This is a genomic window from Leucobacter sp. USHLN154 (genome assembly GCF_037145595.1).
In the GTDB taxonomy this organism is placed as follows: Bacteria; Actinomycetota; Actinomycetes; order Actinomycetales; family Microbacteriaceae; genus Leucobacter; species Leucobacter alluvii.
Genome location: NZ_JBBCXF010000002.1, coordinates 132,775 through 147,217, shown reverse-complemented (window position 1 = coordinate 147,217; position 14,443 = coordinate 132,775). Strand labels below are relative to the sequence as shown.

At 68.8% G+C, this 14,443-nt stretch carries 15 protein-coding genes and 1 pseudogene; 9 read left to right on the top strand and 7 right to left on the bottom strand.

Annotated elements, in window-relative coordinates:
* Positions 1-96: 96 nt before the first annotated feature.
* Complete coding sequence (gene purD / locus WFH23_RS04760) at positions 97-1,350, bottom strand: phosphoribosylamine--glycine ligase (RefSeq protein ID WP_336661750.1); 1,254 nt, start codon at positions 1,348-1,350, stop codon at positions 97-99.
* A gap of 37 nt (positions 1,351-1,387) precedes the next feature.
* On the opposite strand from purD, the gene WFH23_RS04755 reads away from it, so the two are divergent.
* Genes WFH23_RS04755 through WFH23_RS14100 form a run of 4 tightly spaced genes read left to right on the top strand, consistent with a single transcriptional unit; the run spans position 1,388 to position 2,853 of the window.
* On the top strand, positions 1,388-1,777 hold the full coding sequence (locus WFH23_RS04755) for a sterol carrier family protein (protein ID WP_336661749.1): 390 nt from the start codon (positions 1,388-1,390) through the stop codon (positions 1,775-1,777).
* Entirely contained in the window at positions 1,774-2,187 is a 414-nt protein-coding gene (locus tag WFH23_RS04750) for a hypothetical protein (RefSeq protein ID WP_336661748.1), read from the top strand. Before WFH23_RS04755 ends, WFH23_RS04750 begins: the two co-directional genes overlap by 4 nt.
* A 30-nt stretch (positions 2,188-2,217) precedes the next feature.
* Complete coding sequence (locus WFH23_RS04745) at positions 2,218-2,412, top strand: twin-arginine translocase TatA/TatE family subunit (protein ID WP_090151888.1); 195 nt, start codon at positions 2,218-2,220, stop codon at positions 2,410-2,412.
* Between the two features lie 33 nt (positions 2,413-2,445).
* Positions 2,446-2,853 (top strand): Sec-independent protein translocase subunit TatA/TatB, encoded by a 408-nt coding sequence (locus WFH23_RS14100; protein WP_442918689.1) that lies wholly within the window; start codon positions 2,446-2,448, stop codon positions 2,851-2,853.
* An 80-nt stretch (positions 2,854-2,933) separates the two neighbouring features.
* Here the strand turns inward: WFH23_RS14100 and WFH23_RS04735 are convergent, their stop codons facing one another.
* Positions 2,934-3,389 (bottom strand): MepB family protein, encoded by a 456-nt coding sequence (locus tag WFH23_RS04735; protein ID WP_336661747.1) that lies wholly within the window; start codon positions 3,387-3,389, stop codon positions 2,934-2,936.
* Positions 3,390-3,420: 31 nt separating this feature from the next.
* Positions 3,421-4,881, bottom strand: a complete 1,461-nt coding sequence (gene purF / locus WFH23_RS04730) for an amidophosphoribosyltransferase (RefSeq protein WP_336661746.1) — start codon at positions 4,879-4,881, stop codon at positions 3,421-3,423.
* A gap of 136 nt (positions 4,882-5,017) precedes the next feature.
* Between purF and purM the strand changes: the two genes are divergently transcribed.
* Positions 5,018-6,127, top strand: a complete 1,110-nt coding sequence (gene purM / locus WFH23_RS04725; protein WP_090151985.1) for a phosphoribosylformylglycinamidine cyclo-ligase — start codon at positions 5,018-5,020, stop codon at positions 6,125-6,127.
* 219 nt (positions 6,128-6,346) lie between these two features.
* Here the strand turns inward: purM and ispD are convergent.
* Together ispD and WFH23_RS04710 are read right to left on the bottom strand one after the other, a co-directional pair.
* Positions 6,347-7,629, bottom strand: a pseudogene (gene ispD / locus WFH23_RS14095) (2-C-methyl-D-erythritol 4-phosphate cytidylyltransferase).
* Positions 7,630-7,717: 88 nt separating this feature from the next.
* Entirely contained in the window at positions 7,718-8,203 is a 486-nt protein-coding gene (locus tag WFH23_RS04710) for a CarD family transcriptional regulator (RefSeq protein ID WP_090151879.1), read from the bottom strand.
* 163 nt (positions 8,204-8,366) lie between these two features.
* Between WFH23_RS04710 and WFH23_RS04705 the strand changes: the two genes are divergently transcribed.
* Positions 8,367-8,984 carry a DNA modification methylase gene (locus WFH23_RS04705; RefSeq protein ID WP_336661744.1) on the top strand — a complete coding sequence of 206 codons (618 nt, stop codon included), beginning with the start codon at positions 8,367-8,369 and terminating at the stop codon, positions 8,982-8,984.
* Positions 8,985-9,086: 102 nt separating this feature from the next.
* Here WFH23_RS04705 and WFH23_RS04700 read toward each other — a convergent pair whose 3' ends face one another.
* Together WFH23_RS04700 and WFH23_RS04695 are read right to left on the bottom strand one after the other, a co-directional pair.
* The gene (locus WFH23_RS04700) at positions 9,087-9,782 is read right to left on the bottom strand and encodes a response regulator (protein ID WP_090151872.1); all 696 of its coding nucleotides are present in this window, start codon (positions 9,780-9,782) and stop codon (positions 9,087-9,089) included.
* Positions 9,782-11,035 (bottom strand): ATP-binding protein, encoded by a 1,254-nt coding sequence (locus WFH23_RS04695; RefSeq protein ID WP_090151869.1) that lies wholly within the window; start codon positions 11,033-11,035, stop codon positions 9,782-9,784. Before WFH23_RS04695 ends, WFH23_RS04700 begins: the two co-directional genes overlap by 1 nt.
* Before the next feature lie 136 nt (positions 11,036-11,171).
* Here WFH23_RS04695 and phoU point away from each other — a divergent pair, with 136 nt between their 5' ends.
* The 3 genes from phoU to rlmB all read left to right on the top strand — a co-directional run bounded on the left by phoU (position 11,172) and on the right by rlmB (position 14,396).
* Positions 11,172-11,813 carry a phosphate signaling complex protein PhoU gene (gene phoU, locus WFH23_RS04690; RefSeq protein ID WP_090151867.1) on the top strand — a complete coding sequence of 214 codons (642 nt, stop codon included), beginning with the start codon at positions 11,172-11,174 and terminating at the stop codon, positions 11,811-11,813.
* Positions 11,814-11,946: 133 nt separating this feature from the next.
* Positions 11,947-13,401 (top strand): cysteine--tRNA ligase, encoded by a 1,455-nt coding sequence (gene cysS, locus WFH23_RS04685; protein ID WP_336661743.1) that lies wholly within the window; start codon positions 11,947-11,949, stop codon positions 13,399-13,401.
* Positions 13,398-14,396, top strand: coding sequence for a 23S rRNA (guanosine(2251)-2'-O)-methyltransferase RlmB (gene rlmB / locus WFH23_RS04680; RefSeq protein WP_090151861.1), 999 nt, complete (start codon positions 13,398-13,400; stop codon positions 14,394-14,396). The genes cysS and rlmB overlap by 4 nt, the downstream gene beginning before the upstream one ends.
* The last annotated feature ends 47 nt before the right edge of the window (positions 14,397-14,443 follow it).

The following is a 14,443-nucleotide window of genomic DNA, read 5'->3' as shown; positions in this document are numbered from 1 at the left end:
CCGAGATCGACGATCCGGGCCCGTTCGTGCTCGCACGTGCGGCGGCGCCGGTCTCGGGCGTGGGCCCAGGATGCGGAGCGCCGCCGATCGCCGACGTCAGACCACGCGGGCCGCGATGTCCGTGCGCGACTGACCACCTGCGAGGGCGATTCGCGAAACGCCCGCGTACGCCCGATCGCGGGCCTCGGCGAAGTCCGCGCCGCGCGCGACGACGCCGAGCACCCGTCCACCCGTCGCGATCCACCCGCCGTCATCGGTTCGCGCGGTCGCCGCGTGCACGACGTGCACGCCCTCGAGAGCTGCAGCCTCTTCGATGCCGGTGATCGAGCGACCGGTCACCACGTCGCCCGGGTACCCCTCGCTCGCGACGACGACGATGACCGCTGGGTCGGGAGAGAACACCGGCTCCGGCTCAGCAGCCAGCGCACCGTTCGCAGCTGCCAGCAGATACCGGCTGAGCGGCGACTCGAGTCGGGCGAGCACGACCTGGGTCTCCGGGTCGCCGAAGCGCGCGTTGAACTCGATCACCCGCACACCCTGCTGCGTGACGATGAGCCCGCAGTACAGCAGCCCGACGAACGGGGTTCCCTCGGACTCGAGCTGTCGGACGGTCGGCAGTGCGACCGTCCGAGTGATCTCCGCGACGAAGTCATCTGCGACCCAGGGGAGCGGAGAGTAGGCGCCCATACCGCCCGTGTTCGGCCCCGCGTCACCATCGAAGATGCGCTTGTAGTCCTGCGCCGGGCTGAGCGGCAGCACGTCGTGGCCGTCGGCGAAGAAGAAGAGCGACACCTCCTGCCCGTCGAGGAACTCCTCGATGAGCACCTCTCCGTGGGGCGCCCAGGTCTCGACATGCGCCAGTGCTGCATCCCGGTCCTCGGTCACGAGCACGCCCTTGCCAGCGGCGAGCCCGTCGGCCTTCACCACGTACGGAGCGCCGTACTCGTCGAGCACCGCCCCGGCCTCCACGGTCGACGTCACGCGCGACGCACGGCCCGTTGGCACCTGCGCCTCATCCATCACCCGCTTGGCGAACGCCTTCGAGCCTTCGAGCTGCGCAGCGGCCCGGTCGGGCCCGAATACCGGAACCCCTGCGGCGCGCAGCGGATCCGCCACTCCGGCGACGAGCGGCGCCTCAGGGCCGATCACCACGAGATCGAATCCGCGATCCTGCACGAAGGAGGCGACGGCCCGGGGATCGCTGTACTCCAGCTCCGGGGTTTCGACATCGCTCGCAGAGATGCCGGCGTTCCCGGGCGCGCAGACGATCTCGTGATCGGCGCCCTCGGCGAGGAGAGCGAGGACGATGGCGTGTTCGCGGGCACCCGGGCCCAGGACGAGGATCTTCACGCCGTCCAGACTACCGAAGCGCGGATAGGCTTGACCCGTGGCCAAGCGGAGGATTTCCATCGATGACGGGCGCGCGGCGCTCGCCGCAGTGCGGGCGGGCAGCACGGCGCGCAGCGAGGTGGCGACCGCCGTGCGCTACCTCCTCGAGGAGCTCGCCGAGCGTGCGCCGGGGAACACCGTCGAGGTGCGCGTGCCGCCCTACGGGGCGACGCAGTGCGTGAGCGGCCCGCGGCACACCCGCGGCACCCCGCCGAACGTCATCGAGACCGACGCGCGGACGTGGATCGCGCTCGCGTGCGGGGAACTCGACTGGAGCACCGCGGTCGGCGATGCACGGGTGGTCGCATCGGGATCGCGGGCGGCGCTCGTCGGCCTGCTCCCGCTCGTGCGCGAGCACCCAGTCGAAGCTGCGACACTAGAGGTATGAGTCAGTCCGATCTTCCGACGGGTCTCCCCGAGCAGGAGCCAGCCGACGCTGCACCAGCGGGGAGCGCGCCCGCACCGCAATCCTCCGACGCGCCGCTGAGCAGCGATCCCGGCGAGCGGGAGCCCGTCGTCGAGGTCACGGAGCGGGAGGTGACGCTCGAGCGCTCGGTGCGCGTCGGTCGCATCGTGATCGGCGGCATCATCGCCGGCGCGGTCGTCGCCATGATCGCGTGCCTGTTCTTCCCGATCGAAGAGGGCGCCGAGTACACGCTCGGCCAGGTCGTCGGGTTCATGGCGCTCATCGGCGCCGCGATCGGAGCCTGTCTGGGTGGGGTCTTCGCCCTGCTGCTCGGCCTCGCAGTGCGGCGTCAGCGAGGCACCGGTATCGCCATTCAGTCCGACGTGCGATAATCCACTCAACTACGATTCGGAGACTCAGCCATGCTCGGAAACCTCACAGGCGTGCACCTCATTGCCATCCTCTTCATCATCCTCCTGATGTTTGGCGCTCCGAAGCTTCCGGCGCTCGCTCGGAGCCTCGGCCAGTCCATGAAGATCCTCCGCAAGGAGGTCGGCGGCGACGCTGAAACGCCAGTGGAGGCGCAGCCCTCCAACACCAAGACGGACGCCTCGTAAGCGTCTCGCCGCAACGATCGGAGCCTGTTTTCCATGATCGGTAATCTCTCGGGACCGACGTTGATCGTCATCCTCTTCATCGTGCTGCTGCTGTTCGGTGCACCGAAGCTTCCCGCGCTGGCGAAGAGCCTCGGGCAGTCGATGAAGATCCTCCGCAAGGAAGTCAGCTCGGATCGCGACGGCGCAGCGGGCGACGCTGCTCCCGCAGAACCGACATCGCCGGCCGTGCCGAAGAGCCCGGTCGATCGGGAGCGCCAGGCAACGCCGCCGGCCGCGCCCGCCGTGCCGCAGAGCCCCGCAAACCCGGCCGGCACCGCTGAGCCGGCCGCTTCCCCCGCGGTCCCGCAGAGCCCCGCTCACGATCCCGAGCAGCCCGTGACTCCGCAGGCGCCGCCGGCCGTGCCGCAGAGCCCCGTGGACCCGGAAGAACCGAAGCGCTGAACGCTCGCTGAAGCACGAAGCACCCCCTGCCCGCGATCGCGAACAGGGGGTGCTTCATGTGTGCGGGACGCGCCGCTCCGTCACATCGCGGGGAGTTCCGTGAACGCCGACGCCTGCGCCGCCTGGCTCGCGGTCGCGCGCTCGTTCAAATCCCGGCACCACGCGGGGTACACGCGGAAGCCGCGCTTGCCGGGGCGGCGCGCCGTCGCCGTCACGCCGAGCCCGCGCAGATGCTCTGCAGTGAAGCGGAAGACGCCGCGGCGCTCCCCATCGGCGACGAAGACGAGCAGGCCGCGCGCCGGGTCGTCCATCGGCAGCGGAACCGTGTTGCCAGCCGCGTCTCGCGACCAGACGGCGACGAACGCGCCTGGCTTCTTCGGGGTGTTCCGCGCAGTACGAATGTGCCAGCGCTCGTCATCGATGACGGCGAGCCCCGATTCGTAATCACTGTTCTGCTCTTCCGGCACGACCGAGCGCACGCGGTCGGCAGAACCGAATGCGTGCGCGACGTACTGCTCGAACGCGGTGAACGCCATGATGCGGGAGCGGGCCGAGGTCTGCGGATCCTCAGCTCTCCTGCGTCGCCTCGACCCAGGCGAGGTACTCCTCGTCGACGCTGCCCGTGATGTACTCGCCGGTGAAGCAGCTCTGCTCGAGCTCGGTCACGCGGTCCTGCCCCGCGAGAATGGCCCGATTCATGCCCTCGACGCTCATGTAGACGAGGTGATCGGCGTTCAGCTCGGCGGCGATCTCGGCGGGCGTGCGACCGTGAGCGATCAGCTCGTTGCGAGAAGGCATGTTGATGCCGTAGACGTGCGGGAAGATCACGGGGGGCGCCGCCGAAGCGAAGATGACCGACTTGGCGCCAGCGGCGCGAGCCATCTCGACGATCTCGCGCGACGTGGTGCCGCGCACGATCGAGTCGTCGACGAGCAGCACATTCTTGCCGGCGAACTCCGAACTCATGGCATTGAGCTTCTGACGCACGCTGCGCTTGCGCACCGCCTGACCGGGCATGATGAACGTGCGGCCGATGTAGTGGTTCTTGAAGAAGCCCTCGCGATAGGGAACGCCCAGCCGCTGCGCGAGCTGCATCGCACTCGGTCGGCCGGAGTCGGGGATCGGCATGACGACATCGATCTCGACGCCCGGCAGTTCAGCCTGCACCTGCTCGGCGAGCACGTCGCCCAGGCGCAGGCGCGCCTCGTACACCGAGATGCCGCTGAGCACGGAGTCTGGGCGGGCGAGGTAGATGTACTCGAAAGCGCAGGGAACGAGCTTCGTCTGGGTGGCGCACTGCTGCGACTTCATGGTGCCGTCCGGGGAGATGAGGATCGCCTCTCCCGGTTCGACATCGCGCACGCGCTCGTAGCCGCCCGATTCGAGCACCAGCGACTCAGAGGCGACGACCCACTCGTCGCTGCCGTTCGCGCCGGTACGGCGCCCGAGCACGAGCGGACGGATGCCGAACGGGTCGCGGAACGCGAGGAGCCCGTACCCCGCGATGAGCGCGATCGCCGCGTACGAGCCCTCGACGCGCTCGTGCACGCGCGAGACGGCCGCGAAGACCTGCTCGGCGTCGAGCGAGAGCCCGCTGATCGTCGACTGCAGCTCATTCGCCAGCACGTTGAGCAGCAGCTCGGTGTCGGAGTGCGTATTGAGGTGACGGCGGTCCACGTTGTAGAGATCAGCCGTGAGCTCGCGGGTGTTCGTGAGGTTGCCGTTGTGCACGAAGATGATGCCGTAGGGGGCGCCGACGTAGAACGGCTGCGCCTCATCCTCGGCAGCCGCCGAACCGCGCGTCGCGTAACGCACGTGGCCGAGACCGACGTTGCCCGTGAGGCTGCGCATATCGCGGGTGCGGTAGGCCTCGCGCACCTGGCCCTTGGCCTTCACCATATGGAAGAAATCGCCGTCGAGCGTGGCGATGCCCGTCGAATCCTGCCCGCGGTGCTGCAGCAGCAGGAGGCTGTCGTAGATCTGCTGGTTGACGGGTTCGGGCGAAACGATACCGACGATGCCGCACATGCTGTAGTGAATGCTCCCTGCGAAGTGGGTGGTGCGTCGAGTCGAGGTGACGCACCGCCTAGTCTCCCACACGCAGCCGGACGATCGATCGGCGCGACCAATCGCCGTGCGCTGCACCGCAAGGTACGCTGGTCGGGTGAGCGAAAACGCGTCGATCTATGCCCAGTCCGGAGTCGATACCGCTGCCGGCGACCTGGCCGTCGAGCTGATGAAGTCCGCGGTGACGCGCACCCACGGGCCCGAGGTGATCGGGGGCGTCGGCGGATTCGCCGGGCTGTTCGATGCCTCTGCCTTGAAGGAGTACCGTCGCCCGCTGCTCGCGAGCGCGACCGACGGGGTGGGCACGAAGGTCGCCATCGCCCAGGCCATGGACATCCACGACACCATCGGGCAGGACCTCGTCGCCATGATCGTCGACGACATCGTCGTGGTGGGCGCCAAGCCGCTCGCGATGACCGACTACATCGCCTGCGGCAAGGTCGTGCCGCAGCGCATCGCCGACATCGTGCGCGGGATCGCCGAGGCCTGCGAGGCCACCGGCACTGCGCTCGTCGGCGGTGAGACCGCGGAGCACCCCGGGCTGCTCGGACCGGACGACTACGATGTCGCCGGCGCCGCGGTCGGCGTGGTCGAGGCCGATCGCGTGCTCGGGCCGGAGCGCGTCGCCGACGGCGACGTGATCCTCGCCCTCGGCGCCTCCGGACTGCACTCGAACGGGTTCTCGCTCGTGCGCCACATTCTCGCGTCGAAGGGCGTCGCGTACACGGATGCGAGCGCCGACCTCGGCTCGAGCTACGGCGAGGCGCTGCTCGTGCCGACAGCGCTCTACACCTCGCCGCTGCTGCGCGTGCTCGAGGACCCAGCGCTCGACGGTGCGATCCACGCCCTCTCCCACGTGACCGGCGGAGGCATCGCGGCGAACCTCGCCCGGGTGCTGCCCGTCGGCATGTGGACCGAGTTGGATCGCGGTGCATGGTCGCCGCTTCCCGTCTTCCGGCATCTCGCCGACCTCGGCGGGCACTCGCTCGAGTCGGTCGAGGGCGCCTGGAACCTCGGCATCGGCATGTTCGCCGTGGTCGACGCAGCGTCGGCGCAGCATGTCGCCGCCGCGCTCACCGCCGAAGGGCTCGACGTGTGGGTCGCGGGTTCGATCTCCGCATCCTCCCGCGATCTCGCCGGCTTCGAGCAGGGTGCCAAGGGCGTGCAGGGCGGCGCAGTGCGCCTCGTGGGGTCGTACGCGGCGTAGGGTCGCGTACGTCGCGCGGGTGGTATCGCGCCTCGAGCGGCTTCGTGCGCTCGGCCCGTGCGCTCGGTCCCTCGAGAGCGCACTTTGTGCTGAGTCGTGCGAGCTATCGGTGCTGAAGCGCGCTCTCGCCGGCCCGACAACGCGCAGGGGGTCGGCAAGAGCGCAGGCAGGCATATGGGGGAGCGAGGCGCAGGGCCGCGGCTCGCGGCCTGCTCGCGCTCAGGCGTCGGCGCGTGCGATGAGCGCCGTCGCGATCACCGCGAGGCCCTCGCCACGGCCCGTGAAGCCGAGGTGATCGGTGGTCGTTGCGGAGAGGGTGACGGGAGCCCCGACGAGCTCCGACATCACGAGCTGAGCCTCGTCGCGTCGTGGTGCGAACCGCGGCCGATTGCCGACGATCTGCACGGACACGTTCACCGGCGACCAGCCGTTCGACGCGAGCCGTTCGAGGGCCGTCGTCACGAATCCCGTGCTCGCCGCCCCGGCCGTGCCCGGCTCGTCGACTCCGACCAGCCCGCCGATATCACCGAGGCCGGCAGCCGACAGCAGGGCGTCGACCACCGCGTGGCAGACCGCGTCGCCGTCGCTGTGGCCCGCGAGCTCCGGCTCGCCCGGCCAATCGAGGCCTGCGAGTCGCAGCACGGGTTCGGCGCGGCTCTGGCCGTCCGCTGCAGCCTCGGCGTCGGCGTCGGCGTACGCGTGCACGTCGAATCCCGTGCCGACGCGAATCACTGCTCAGTCTCCAGCCCCGCGATGTTCGCCGCCAGAAAATGCTCGAGGATCGCGATGTCATCGGGCGTCGTGAGCTTGTGAGCGCGCAGCTCGCCCGGCACCGTCCGCACCCGTCCGCCGCCGCGCTGTACCACGGCCGCATCATCCGTCGGGGGATCGCTCTGCAGCTCGGCATCGGCGTACGCTGCAGCCAGTACCTCGCGCGGGAACCCCTGCGGAGTCTGCACCCCGACGAGCGCATCGCGATCCACCGTCTCGTGGACGATGCCGTCGGCATCGACCCGCTTCAAAGTGTCGGTGACGCGGAGCGCCGGCACGATGCCGTCGCCCGTCGCCCGCACTTCGGCGATCACGCGCTCGAACAGGCCGACGCTGGCGAACGGACGCGCCGCATCGTGCACGAGTACCGTGTCGATCGATTCGGGCAGTGCGTCGAGGCCGAATCGCACGGATTCGTAGCGCTCCCGGCCGCCGGGGACCACGGACACCTCCCACCGGGAGCGATCGGGCAGCACCTGCTCAACGAGATCGAGCGTCTGGGCCGCATGAGTCTCCGGTACCACGACCACGAGGTGCCCGGCGTGCGGAAGCGAGGTGACGACGCCGATCCCGAACTCGATCAGCGGGCGGCCGTGCAACTCGAAGAACGCCTTCGGCTGCGCCGCGCCGAGGCGCTGCCCGCTGCCCGCACCGACGAGTACGACCCCCAGTGTCGCGAGCGGGTGCGGAACGGCGTCGTCCGCTTCGGTGAGAAAAGCTGAGCTGCTCATGCGCCCAGGCTACTCGCGCGGAGACCCGAGGCGTAGCGCTCGGGGTGACGGGCTCGGCCCTGCTCGGCCGGAGGGAAGGCGGCGAGGCCTAAGAGGCGAGTACCTCGTCGACGAGCGAGCCGGCCTGCAGCTCGTCGGTCTTCTCGGCGAGCGCGATCTCGGAGACGAGAATCTGGCGCGCCTTGGCGAGCATACGCTTCTCGCCCGCGGAGAGCGCGCGGATGTCGCGGTCGCGGCGCCACAGGTCGCGCACCACCTCCGACACCTTGAGCACGTCGCCCGACGCGAGCTTCTCGAGGTTCGCCTTGTAGCGCCTCGACCAGTTCGTCGGCTCCTCGGTGAAGGGAGCGCGAAGAACGTCGAACACCCGCTCGAGTCCCGCTCGGTCGATGACGTCGCGGACGCCGACGAGCTCGCAGTTCTCCGCGGGAACCTCGATCGTGAGATTGTCTTCGCTGACCCGCAGCTTCAAGAACGTCTGCTCTCGGCCACCGATCTTGCGCTGCTTGACATCGATGATTCTCGCAGCACCGTGGTGGGGGTACACGACGGTTTCTCCGACCTCGAATTGCATCGAACGGCTCCTTCACGATCCGGGTCCAGAATATCACAGCGCGCCGCTGAAGTTAGGAGAGCCTAAGCTGCAGGCCGGCGATGCCGCCGATAAGATGATCTCAACTGTGCGCTTGTGATTCAGCGCGCACATCGCGGATCACCATACGGCTCGGAGGACCACCTTGAAGACTCGGATCGCCTCGACCGTCGCTGTTGCGGCGGCCATCGTGCTCGGCGCGACCGGCTGCAGCCTCGTCGCTCCGATCGCCACCGCAACCCCTTACGGTCCGAGCGACGGAGTCAACGTCGATGCGGGCCCCGTCGATGTGCGCAACATCATGCTCGTCGCGGACGAGTCGGGCGACAACTTCAACGTGGTCTTCGGCGCGGTGAACCGCAGCGGCGAGCCGCAGGATCTCACGATCACGTTCATGGGCTCCGGATCGCAGCAGGCGAGCGCCGATTTCGAGGTGCCGACGGGCAACACGCTCTTCGGTGATCCCGAGGGCGAGGAGACCCCCGTGCTCGTGTCCATCGACGGGCTCGAGGTCGGCGCGACGATCGAGGCGTACTTCCAGGTCGCGGGCGCCGCTGAGGTTCCCTACAAGGTGCCCGTGCTGGACGGCACGCTCGAGGAGTACCGCAAGTACGTACTCCCGGCAGACTTCACCGCGAGCAAGAGTGAAGACAGCACCGTGGGCGAGAAGATCACCGAGGCCGACGAGATCGCTGATCAGTCGAAGACCGGCGACGATGTGACCGACGAGGAAGCCGCTGCCGGGGAGACCGACTCCGAGTAGACCGGCGCTGAGTCGACCGACTCCGAGCCGTCGTTCGAAGAAGCCCCCGGATCCGTCAGGATCGCGGGGGCTTTCTCATGCGTCGCGCGCCTGCGTCGCCCGCTACCCGAAGCGGTACCCGACCCCGCGCACGGTGGAGATGAGCTTCGGCTTCGAGGGCTCCTCCTCGATCCGGGCGCGGATGCGCTTGATGTGCACGTCGAGGGTCTTCGTGTCGCCGTAGTAGTTGCTGCCCCAGACGCGGTCGATGAGCTGACCGCGGGTGAGTACGCGACCGGCGTGACGCATGAGCATCTCGAGCAGTTCGAATTCGCGCAACGGCATCGAGATCTCCTCGCCGCGCACGGCGACCGCGTGCCGCTCCGAGTCGAGGCGCACGCCGAGCTCGTCGAGTACGAGGGCGTCGAAGTCGTCGACGCGTTCCTCTTCGGCGGATCCCGAGCGCCGCAACGCCGCCCGCACGCGGGCGAGCAGCTCGCGGGTCGAGTACGGCTTCGTGATGTAGTCGTCGGCGCCGAGCTCGAGGCCCACCACGATGTCGATCTCGCTGTCTTTCGCGGTGAGCATGATCACCGGCACCTGCGAGGTCTGGCGGATCGCGCGGCAGACTTCCGTGCCGGGCAGGCTGGGCAGCATCAGGTCGAGCAGCACGAGGTCGGGCTGTGCGGCTGCGAAGGTCGTGACCGCTTCGGCGCCGTCGTCGACGACCGTGACCCGGTATCCCTCGCGCTCGAGCAAGAAGGAGAGCGGCCGGGAGATCGACTCCTCGTCTTCGACGAGCAGGATGTGTTGTGCCACTACTGTGGTCCCTTCTCATGGTCCGGCTCCGTGGGAACCGGTGGAATGGTGCGAGCCGCCTCGTTCGCGCGCACGGCCGTCTTGAACGCGCGCTTCGCCTTCTTGACGCGCTTCGCGCTCTTCGTCGGATCGTTCTCGAGCTGCAGCGGGAAGGTCAGCGTGAAGCTCGATCCGACGCCCTGCTGCGACCACACGTCGACGTCGCCACCGTGCGCCCGCATGGTGTGCCGCGCGATGCTGAGGCCCAGACCCGTGCCGCCGTCGACGCGGGTGCGCGCCCCGTCGACCCGGTAGAAGCGTTCGAAGATGCGGGGGAGGTGCTCTGACGGGATGCCCTCGCCCTGGTCGGTCACCGTGACGACGAAGCGGTTCTTCTCCCGTGCCATGCCGACGCCGACGCGTCCGCCCTCGGGGGAGTGCCGAATGGCGTTGCTGAGCAGATTGGCGACGGCCGAGCTGAGCGAGGTCGGGCGGCCGAGGATCACCGCATCGCGGTCCTTCGAGTTGTCCGCCGTGATGACGAGGTCTACCCGGTGCTGCTCCGCGAAGGCGCGGTGGGTCTCGACCTCCGCGCGCACGAGGTCGATCAACGAGACCGACTCGCGATCCTCCGGACGCAACGTCGACTGGGCTTCGGAGAGCTGGATGATGTCGCGGGAGAGCTCGCCGAGCCGGCGGGACTCCTTCACCAGGCTCTTCGCGAAGTCTCGCACCAGCACCGGCTCGTCGGCGGCCTCCTGCACCGCTTCGGAGAGGAGCCCGATCGCCGCGATCGGCGTCTTCAGTTCGTGACTCACGTTCGCGATGAAATCGCGGCGCATCGCGTTGACGCGCTGCTCCTCGCCCATGTCCTCGGCGAGGATCACCACGAAGCGCTGCTGCAGGCGCACGATGTGGATGCGCACGGTGTCCGACGGATCGCTGGGGTCGGGATCGTGCGTGTCGGGGATGCCCGACGACATCACCCGGCGCACGCGAGCGAGGAACTCGGTGTCCATCAGCTCGTCGTCGCTCAGGTGCCGCTCCTGGCGGGCGACCGGGTTGACGTAGACCGGCGCGAGGGCCGAGTCGAGTACCACGGCGAAGGTGTCGACTTCGTCGAGGATCGCGGTCGCCACCTCCGGCAGTTCCGGCCGCATCTCCTTGGCCCGCCGAACCCCTGCCGCGCGAGCCCCCACGATTGCTAGGGTGGTGCCTACGCCGATGAGTATGCCGAGTGCTGTCGCAGCGAGTACGAGCAGGGTCGGGTCCATGTCTCTCATCGTAGATGCGCGCACAGAGTCGGGACCCCAGAGTTCAACTGTTGTTTACCTGTTGGTGCGCCGTGGTTCATCGGTCCCGCCCAAACTGGTTGAGGTTGCGCGTCTGCGCAGACAGAGAGGAAACCCCATGCGTGAGGTCTTTCAGCAGTCGCTTCGCGATGTGCAAGATCGCCTGGTACTGATCGCCGAACTGGTCGAGCAGGCCATCACCGAGGCGACTACCGCCTTCGGCAGCTCGGACGTCGCGATCGCCGAGAAGGTCATCGACCGCGTCGACGAGATCGAGATCCTGGCCGCCGAGCTCGATCAGCTGACCATCGACATCCTGGCCCGCCAGCAGCCGGTCGCCTCCGATCTGCGCCTGATGGTGGGGTCGTTGCGCATGAGCGCGTCGCTCGAGCGCATGGCCGACCTGGCGCAGCACATCGCCCAGCTCGCCCGCTACCGGTACCCCGAGAGCGCGATCCCCGCGGGGCTCACCAAGACGTTCGCCCGCATGGGAGCGCTCGATGTGGAGATGGCGAGGAAGATCGTCGATCTGCTGCGCACGCAGGAGCCCCGCATCATCGCCGAGGTGCGCGACCTGGACGATGATCTCGACGAGCTCCACGCGAAGGTGTTCGAGAAGGTGCTCAGCGACAACCTCGCCGAGACCCCGGCGAACGTGGTCGATTCGACGCTCGCGAGCCGGTATCACGAGCGCTTCGGCGATCATGCCGTCGGTATCGCACGTCAGATCCAGTACTTCATCAGCGGCTCGCTCGACTGAGACCCGTTGGTCATCCGTGCCCCGTTCGGCTCTGCGCCGGGCGGGGCGCAGTCGCTTCTACGGCGGGCCCAGCACACGGCTGCCGTGCGACGGCAGCGGGCCGCTCGCGAGCACCGGCGGTAGGCTGATACCCGTGACTCAACGCATCTACGACTCGCGCGCGCAGGCGATCGTCGACTTCATCCCGCTCGAAGCCGGCAGGGTCGGTCTTTACGTGTGCGGCCCGACCGTGCAGTCCGCGCCCCACATCGGGCACCTCCGCAGCGCACTGGTCTACGACCAGATGCGGCGGTGGTTCGCCGCGACCGGGCACGACGTCACCCTCATACGCAACGTCACCGACATCGACGACAAGATTCTCGACAATGCGCGGCTCGCACAGGCGGAGCAGGGCTCGAGCGAGGAGTGGTGGGCGCTGGCCTACCGCGTTGAGCGGGTCTTCTCCGCAGCGTACGACGCGATCGGCGTGCAGGCCCCCACCTACGAACCGCGCGCGACGGCCAACATTCGCGAGATGGTCGAGCTCATCGAGCTGCTGATCGAGCGCGGTCACGCATACGCGGCAGCGGACGGCTCTGCGAGCGTCTACTTCGACACGGCGAGTTGGCCCGACTACGGCGCCCTCACACGGCAGCAGCGCGATCAGATGGAGGACGCCGCAGACTCCGAGCCGGTCGGCAAGCGCGACCCCCGGGACTTCGCGCTGTGGAAGGCGCACCGCGACGGCGAACCATTGACCGCGGCGTGGCCGTCGCCGTGGGGTTTCGGACGGCCGGGCTGGCACATCGAGTGCTCGGCGATGGCGACGCGCTACCTGGGTGAGGAGTTCGACATCCACGGCGGCGGGCTCGACCTGCGCTTCCCGCATCACGAGAACGAGCTCGCGCAGTCGCAGGCAGCGGGCCACCCCTTCGCGCGGCACTGGATTCACAACGGCCTCGTGAACACGGGCGGCCAGAAGATGTCGAAGTCGCTCGGCAACTCGCTGTTCGCCGAAGACCTGCTCGCGCAGGCGCGCCCCATCGTGCTGCGCTATTTCCTCGGCTCGGCGCATTATCGCTCGGTGCTCGAATTCTCGGAGACGTCACTCGCCGAAGCCGAAACGGCGTTCTCGCGCATCGAAGGATTCCTCGAGCGGGTGGCGGAGCTGCCCGGCTTCGACACGACGACCGGGGACTCCGACGCGGGCAGCGCCGCCGACCGCCTTCCCGCTGCGTTCGTCGCTGCGATGCTCGACGACTTCGCGATCCCGCAGGCCCTCGCCGCAGTGCATGACGCGGTGCGCGCCGGCAACTCGGCGCTGGCGGAGGGCGATGCTCAGCTCGCGGCACACCACGGCGGCGAAGTCTCGCGTATGCTTGACGTTCTCGGCTTGCATCCGCGCGACCCGCACTGGGCTGCGAGCAACGCCGACACGAGCAACGCCGAGTCCGCACTCGGCACCCTGGTCGATGACCTCCTCGCACAGCGCACCCGGGCGCGCGCCGATAAAGACTTCGCTACGAGCGACGCGATCCGCGACCGGTTGCTGTCAGCCGGCATCGCGCTCGAAGACACCCCGAACGGACCCCGCTGGAGCCTGACATGACGAATAAGAAGAGCCGCACTGGCGCCGTACGCAAGAAGGGCCTCGGCAAGGCCGTCGGTTCGGGTGGTCAAGGGCGCCAGGCGCTCGAGGGTCGCGGCCCCACGCCGCGCGCCGAAGACCGCGAGTACCACGCCAAGTACAAAGAGAAGAAGGCCCGCGAGCGCTACGACGCCGCGAAGGCCCGGTACACCGAGCGCACCGGCCGCCCGGCCGAGCGCGGTGGCCGCAACAAGAAGGACGAGAGCGAACTCGTCACCGGCCGCAACGCCGTGCTCGAGGCGCTGCGGGCGAAGATTCCTGCCACCACGCTCTACATCGCGGCGCGCGTCGAGATGGACGATCGCATGCGCGAGATCCTGCGCAACGCGACGAACCGCGGCCTCGCCGTGCTCGAGATCATGCGCCCCGAGATGGACCGCATGGTCGAGCGCGACACCGTGCACCAGGGCGTCGTGCTCAAGGTGCCGCCGCTGGAGCACGCGCACCCGATGGAGGTGCTCGACGAGGTGATCGATCGCGGCGAGACACCGCTGTTCGTCGCCCTCGACGGTGTGACCGACCCCCGCAACCTCGGTGCCATCATTCGTTCGGTCGCCGCGTTCGGCGGACACGCGGTCATCGTGCCGCAGCGGCGTTCGGCGAGTCTGAACTCGGCGGCGTGGAAGACGTCGGCCGGCGCGGCAGCGCGCGTGCCCGTCGCGATGGCGTCGAACCTGACGCAGACGCTCAAGGAGTTCAAGAAGCAGGGCGTGTTCGTCGTCGGGCTCGATGGTGACGGCGAGGTGTCGCTGCCCGGTCTCGAGCTGGCGGATCGCCCGGTCGTCGTCGTGGTCGGCAGCGAAGGCAAGGGGCTCTCCCGTCTGGTCACCGAGACGTGCGACGCGGTCGTGTCGATCCCGATCTCGTCGGCAACCGAATCGTTGAACGCGGGCATCGCCGCGAGCGTCTCGCTCTACGAGATCGCTCGTCTCCGCGCCGAGCGCGCCGGGGCGTAAGCCGCGTCGCGCCCCCGTGAGCGGTCACTTTCGCCCGGGCGCCTCGT

Excerpts from the sequence above, each read along its gene's own strand:
- WFH23_RS04750 (WP_336661748.1), top strand. The coding sequence starts at position 1,774 with ATGAGTCAGTCCGATCTTCCGACGGGTCTCCCCGAGCAGGAGCCAGCC.
- WFH23_RS04745 (WP_090151888.1), top strand. The coding sequence starts at position 2,218 with ATGCTCGGAAACCTCACAGGCGTGCACCTCATTGCCATCCTCTTCATC.
- WFH23_RS14100 (WP_442918689.1), top strand. The coding sequence starts at position 2,446 with ATGATCGGTAATCTCTCGGGACCGACGTTGATCGTCATCCTCTTCATC.
- WFH23_RS04735 (WP_336661747.1), bottom strand. The coding sequence starts at position 3,389 with ATGGCGTTCACCGCGTTCGAGCAGTACGTCGCGCACGCATTCGGTTCT.
- purF (WP_336661746.1), bottom strand. The coding sequence starts at position 4,881 with ATGTGCGGCATCGTCGGTATCGTTTCGCCCGAACCCGTCAACCAGCAG.
- WFH23_RS04710 (WP_090151879.1), bottom strand. The coding sequence starts at position 8,203 with ATGCAATTCGAGGTCGGAGAAACCGTCGTGTACCCCCACCACGGTGCT.
- WFH23_RS04695 (WP_090151869.1), bottom strand. The coding sequence starts at position 11,035 with ATGGACCCGACCCTGCTCGTACTCGCTGCGACAGCACTCGGCATACTC.
- phoU (WP_090151867.1), top strand. The coding sequence starts at position 11,172 with ATGCGTGAGGTCTTTCAGCAGTCGCTTCGCGATGTGCAAGATCGCCTG.
- rlmB (WP_090151861.1), top strand. The coding sequence starts at position 13,398 with ATGACGAATAAGAAGAGCCGCACTGGCGCCGTACGCAAGAAGGGCCTC.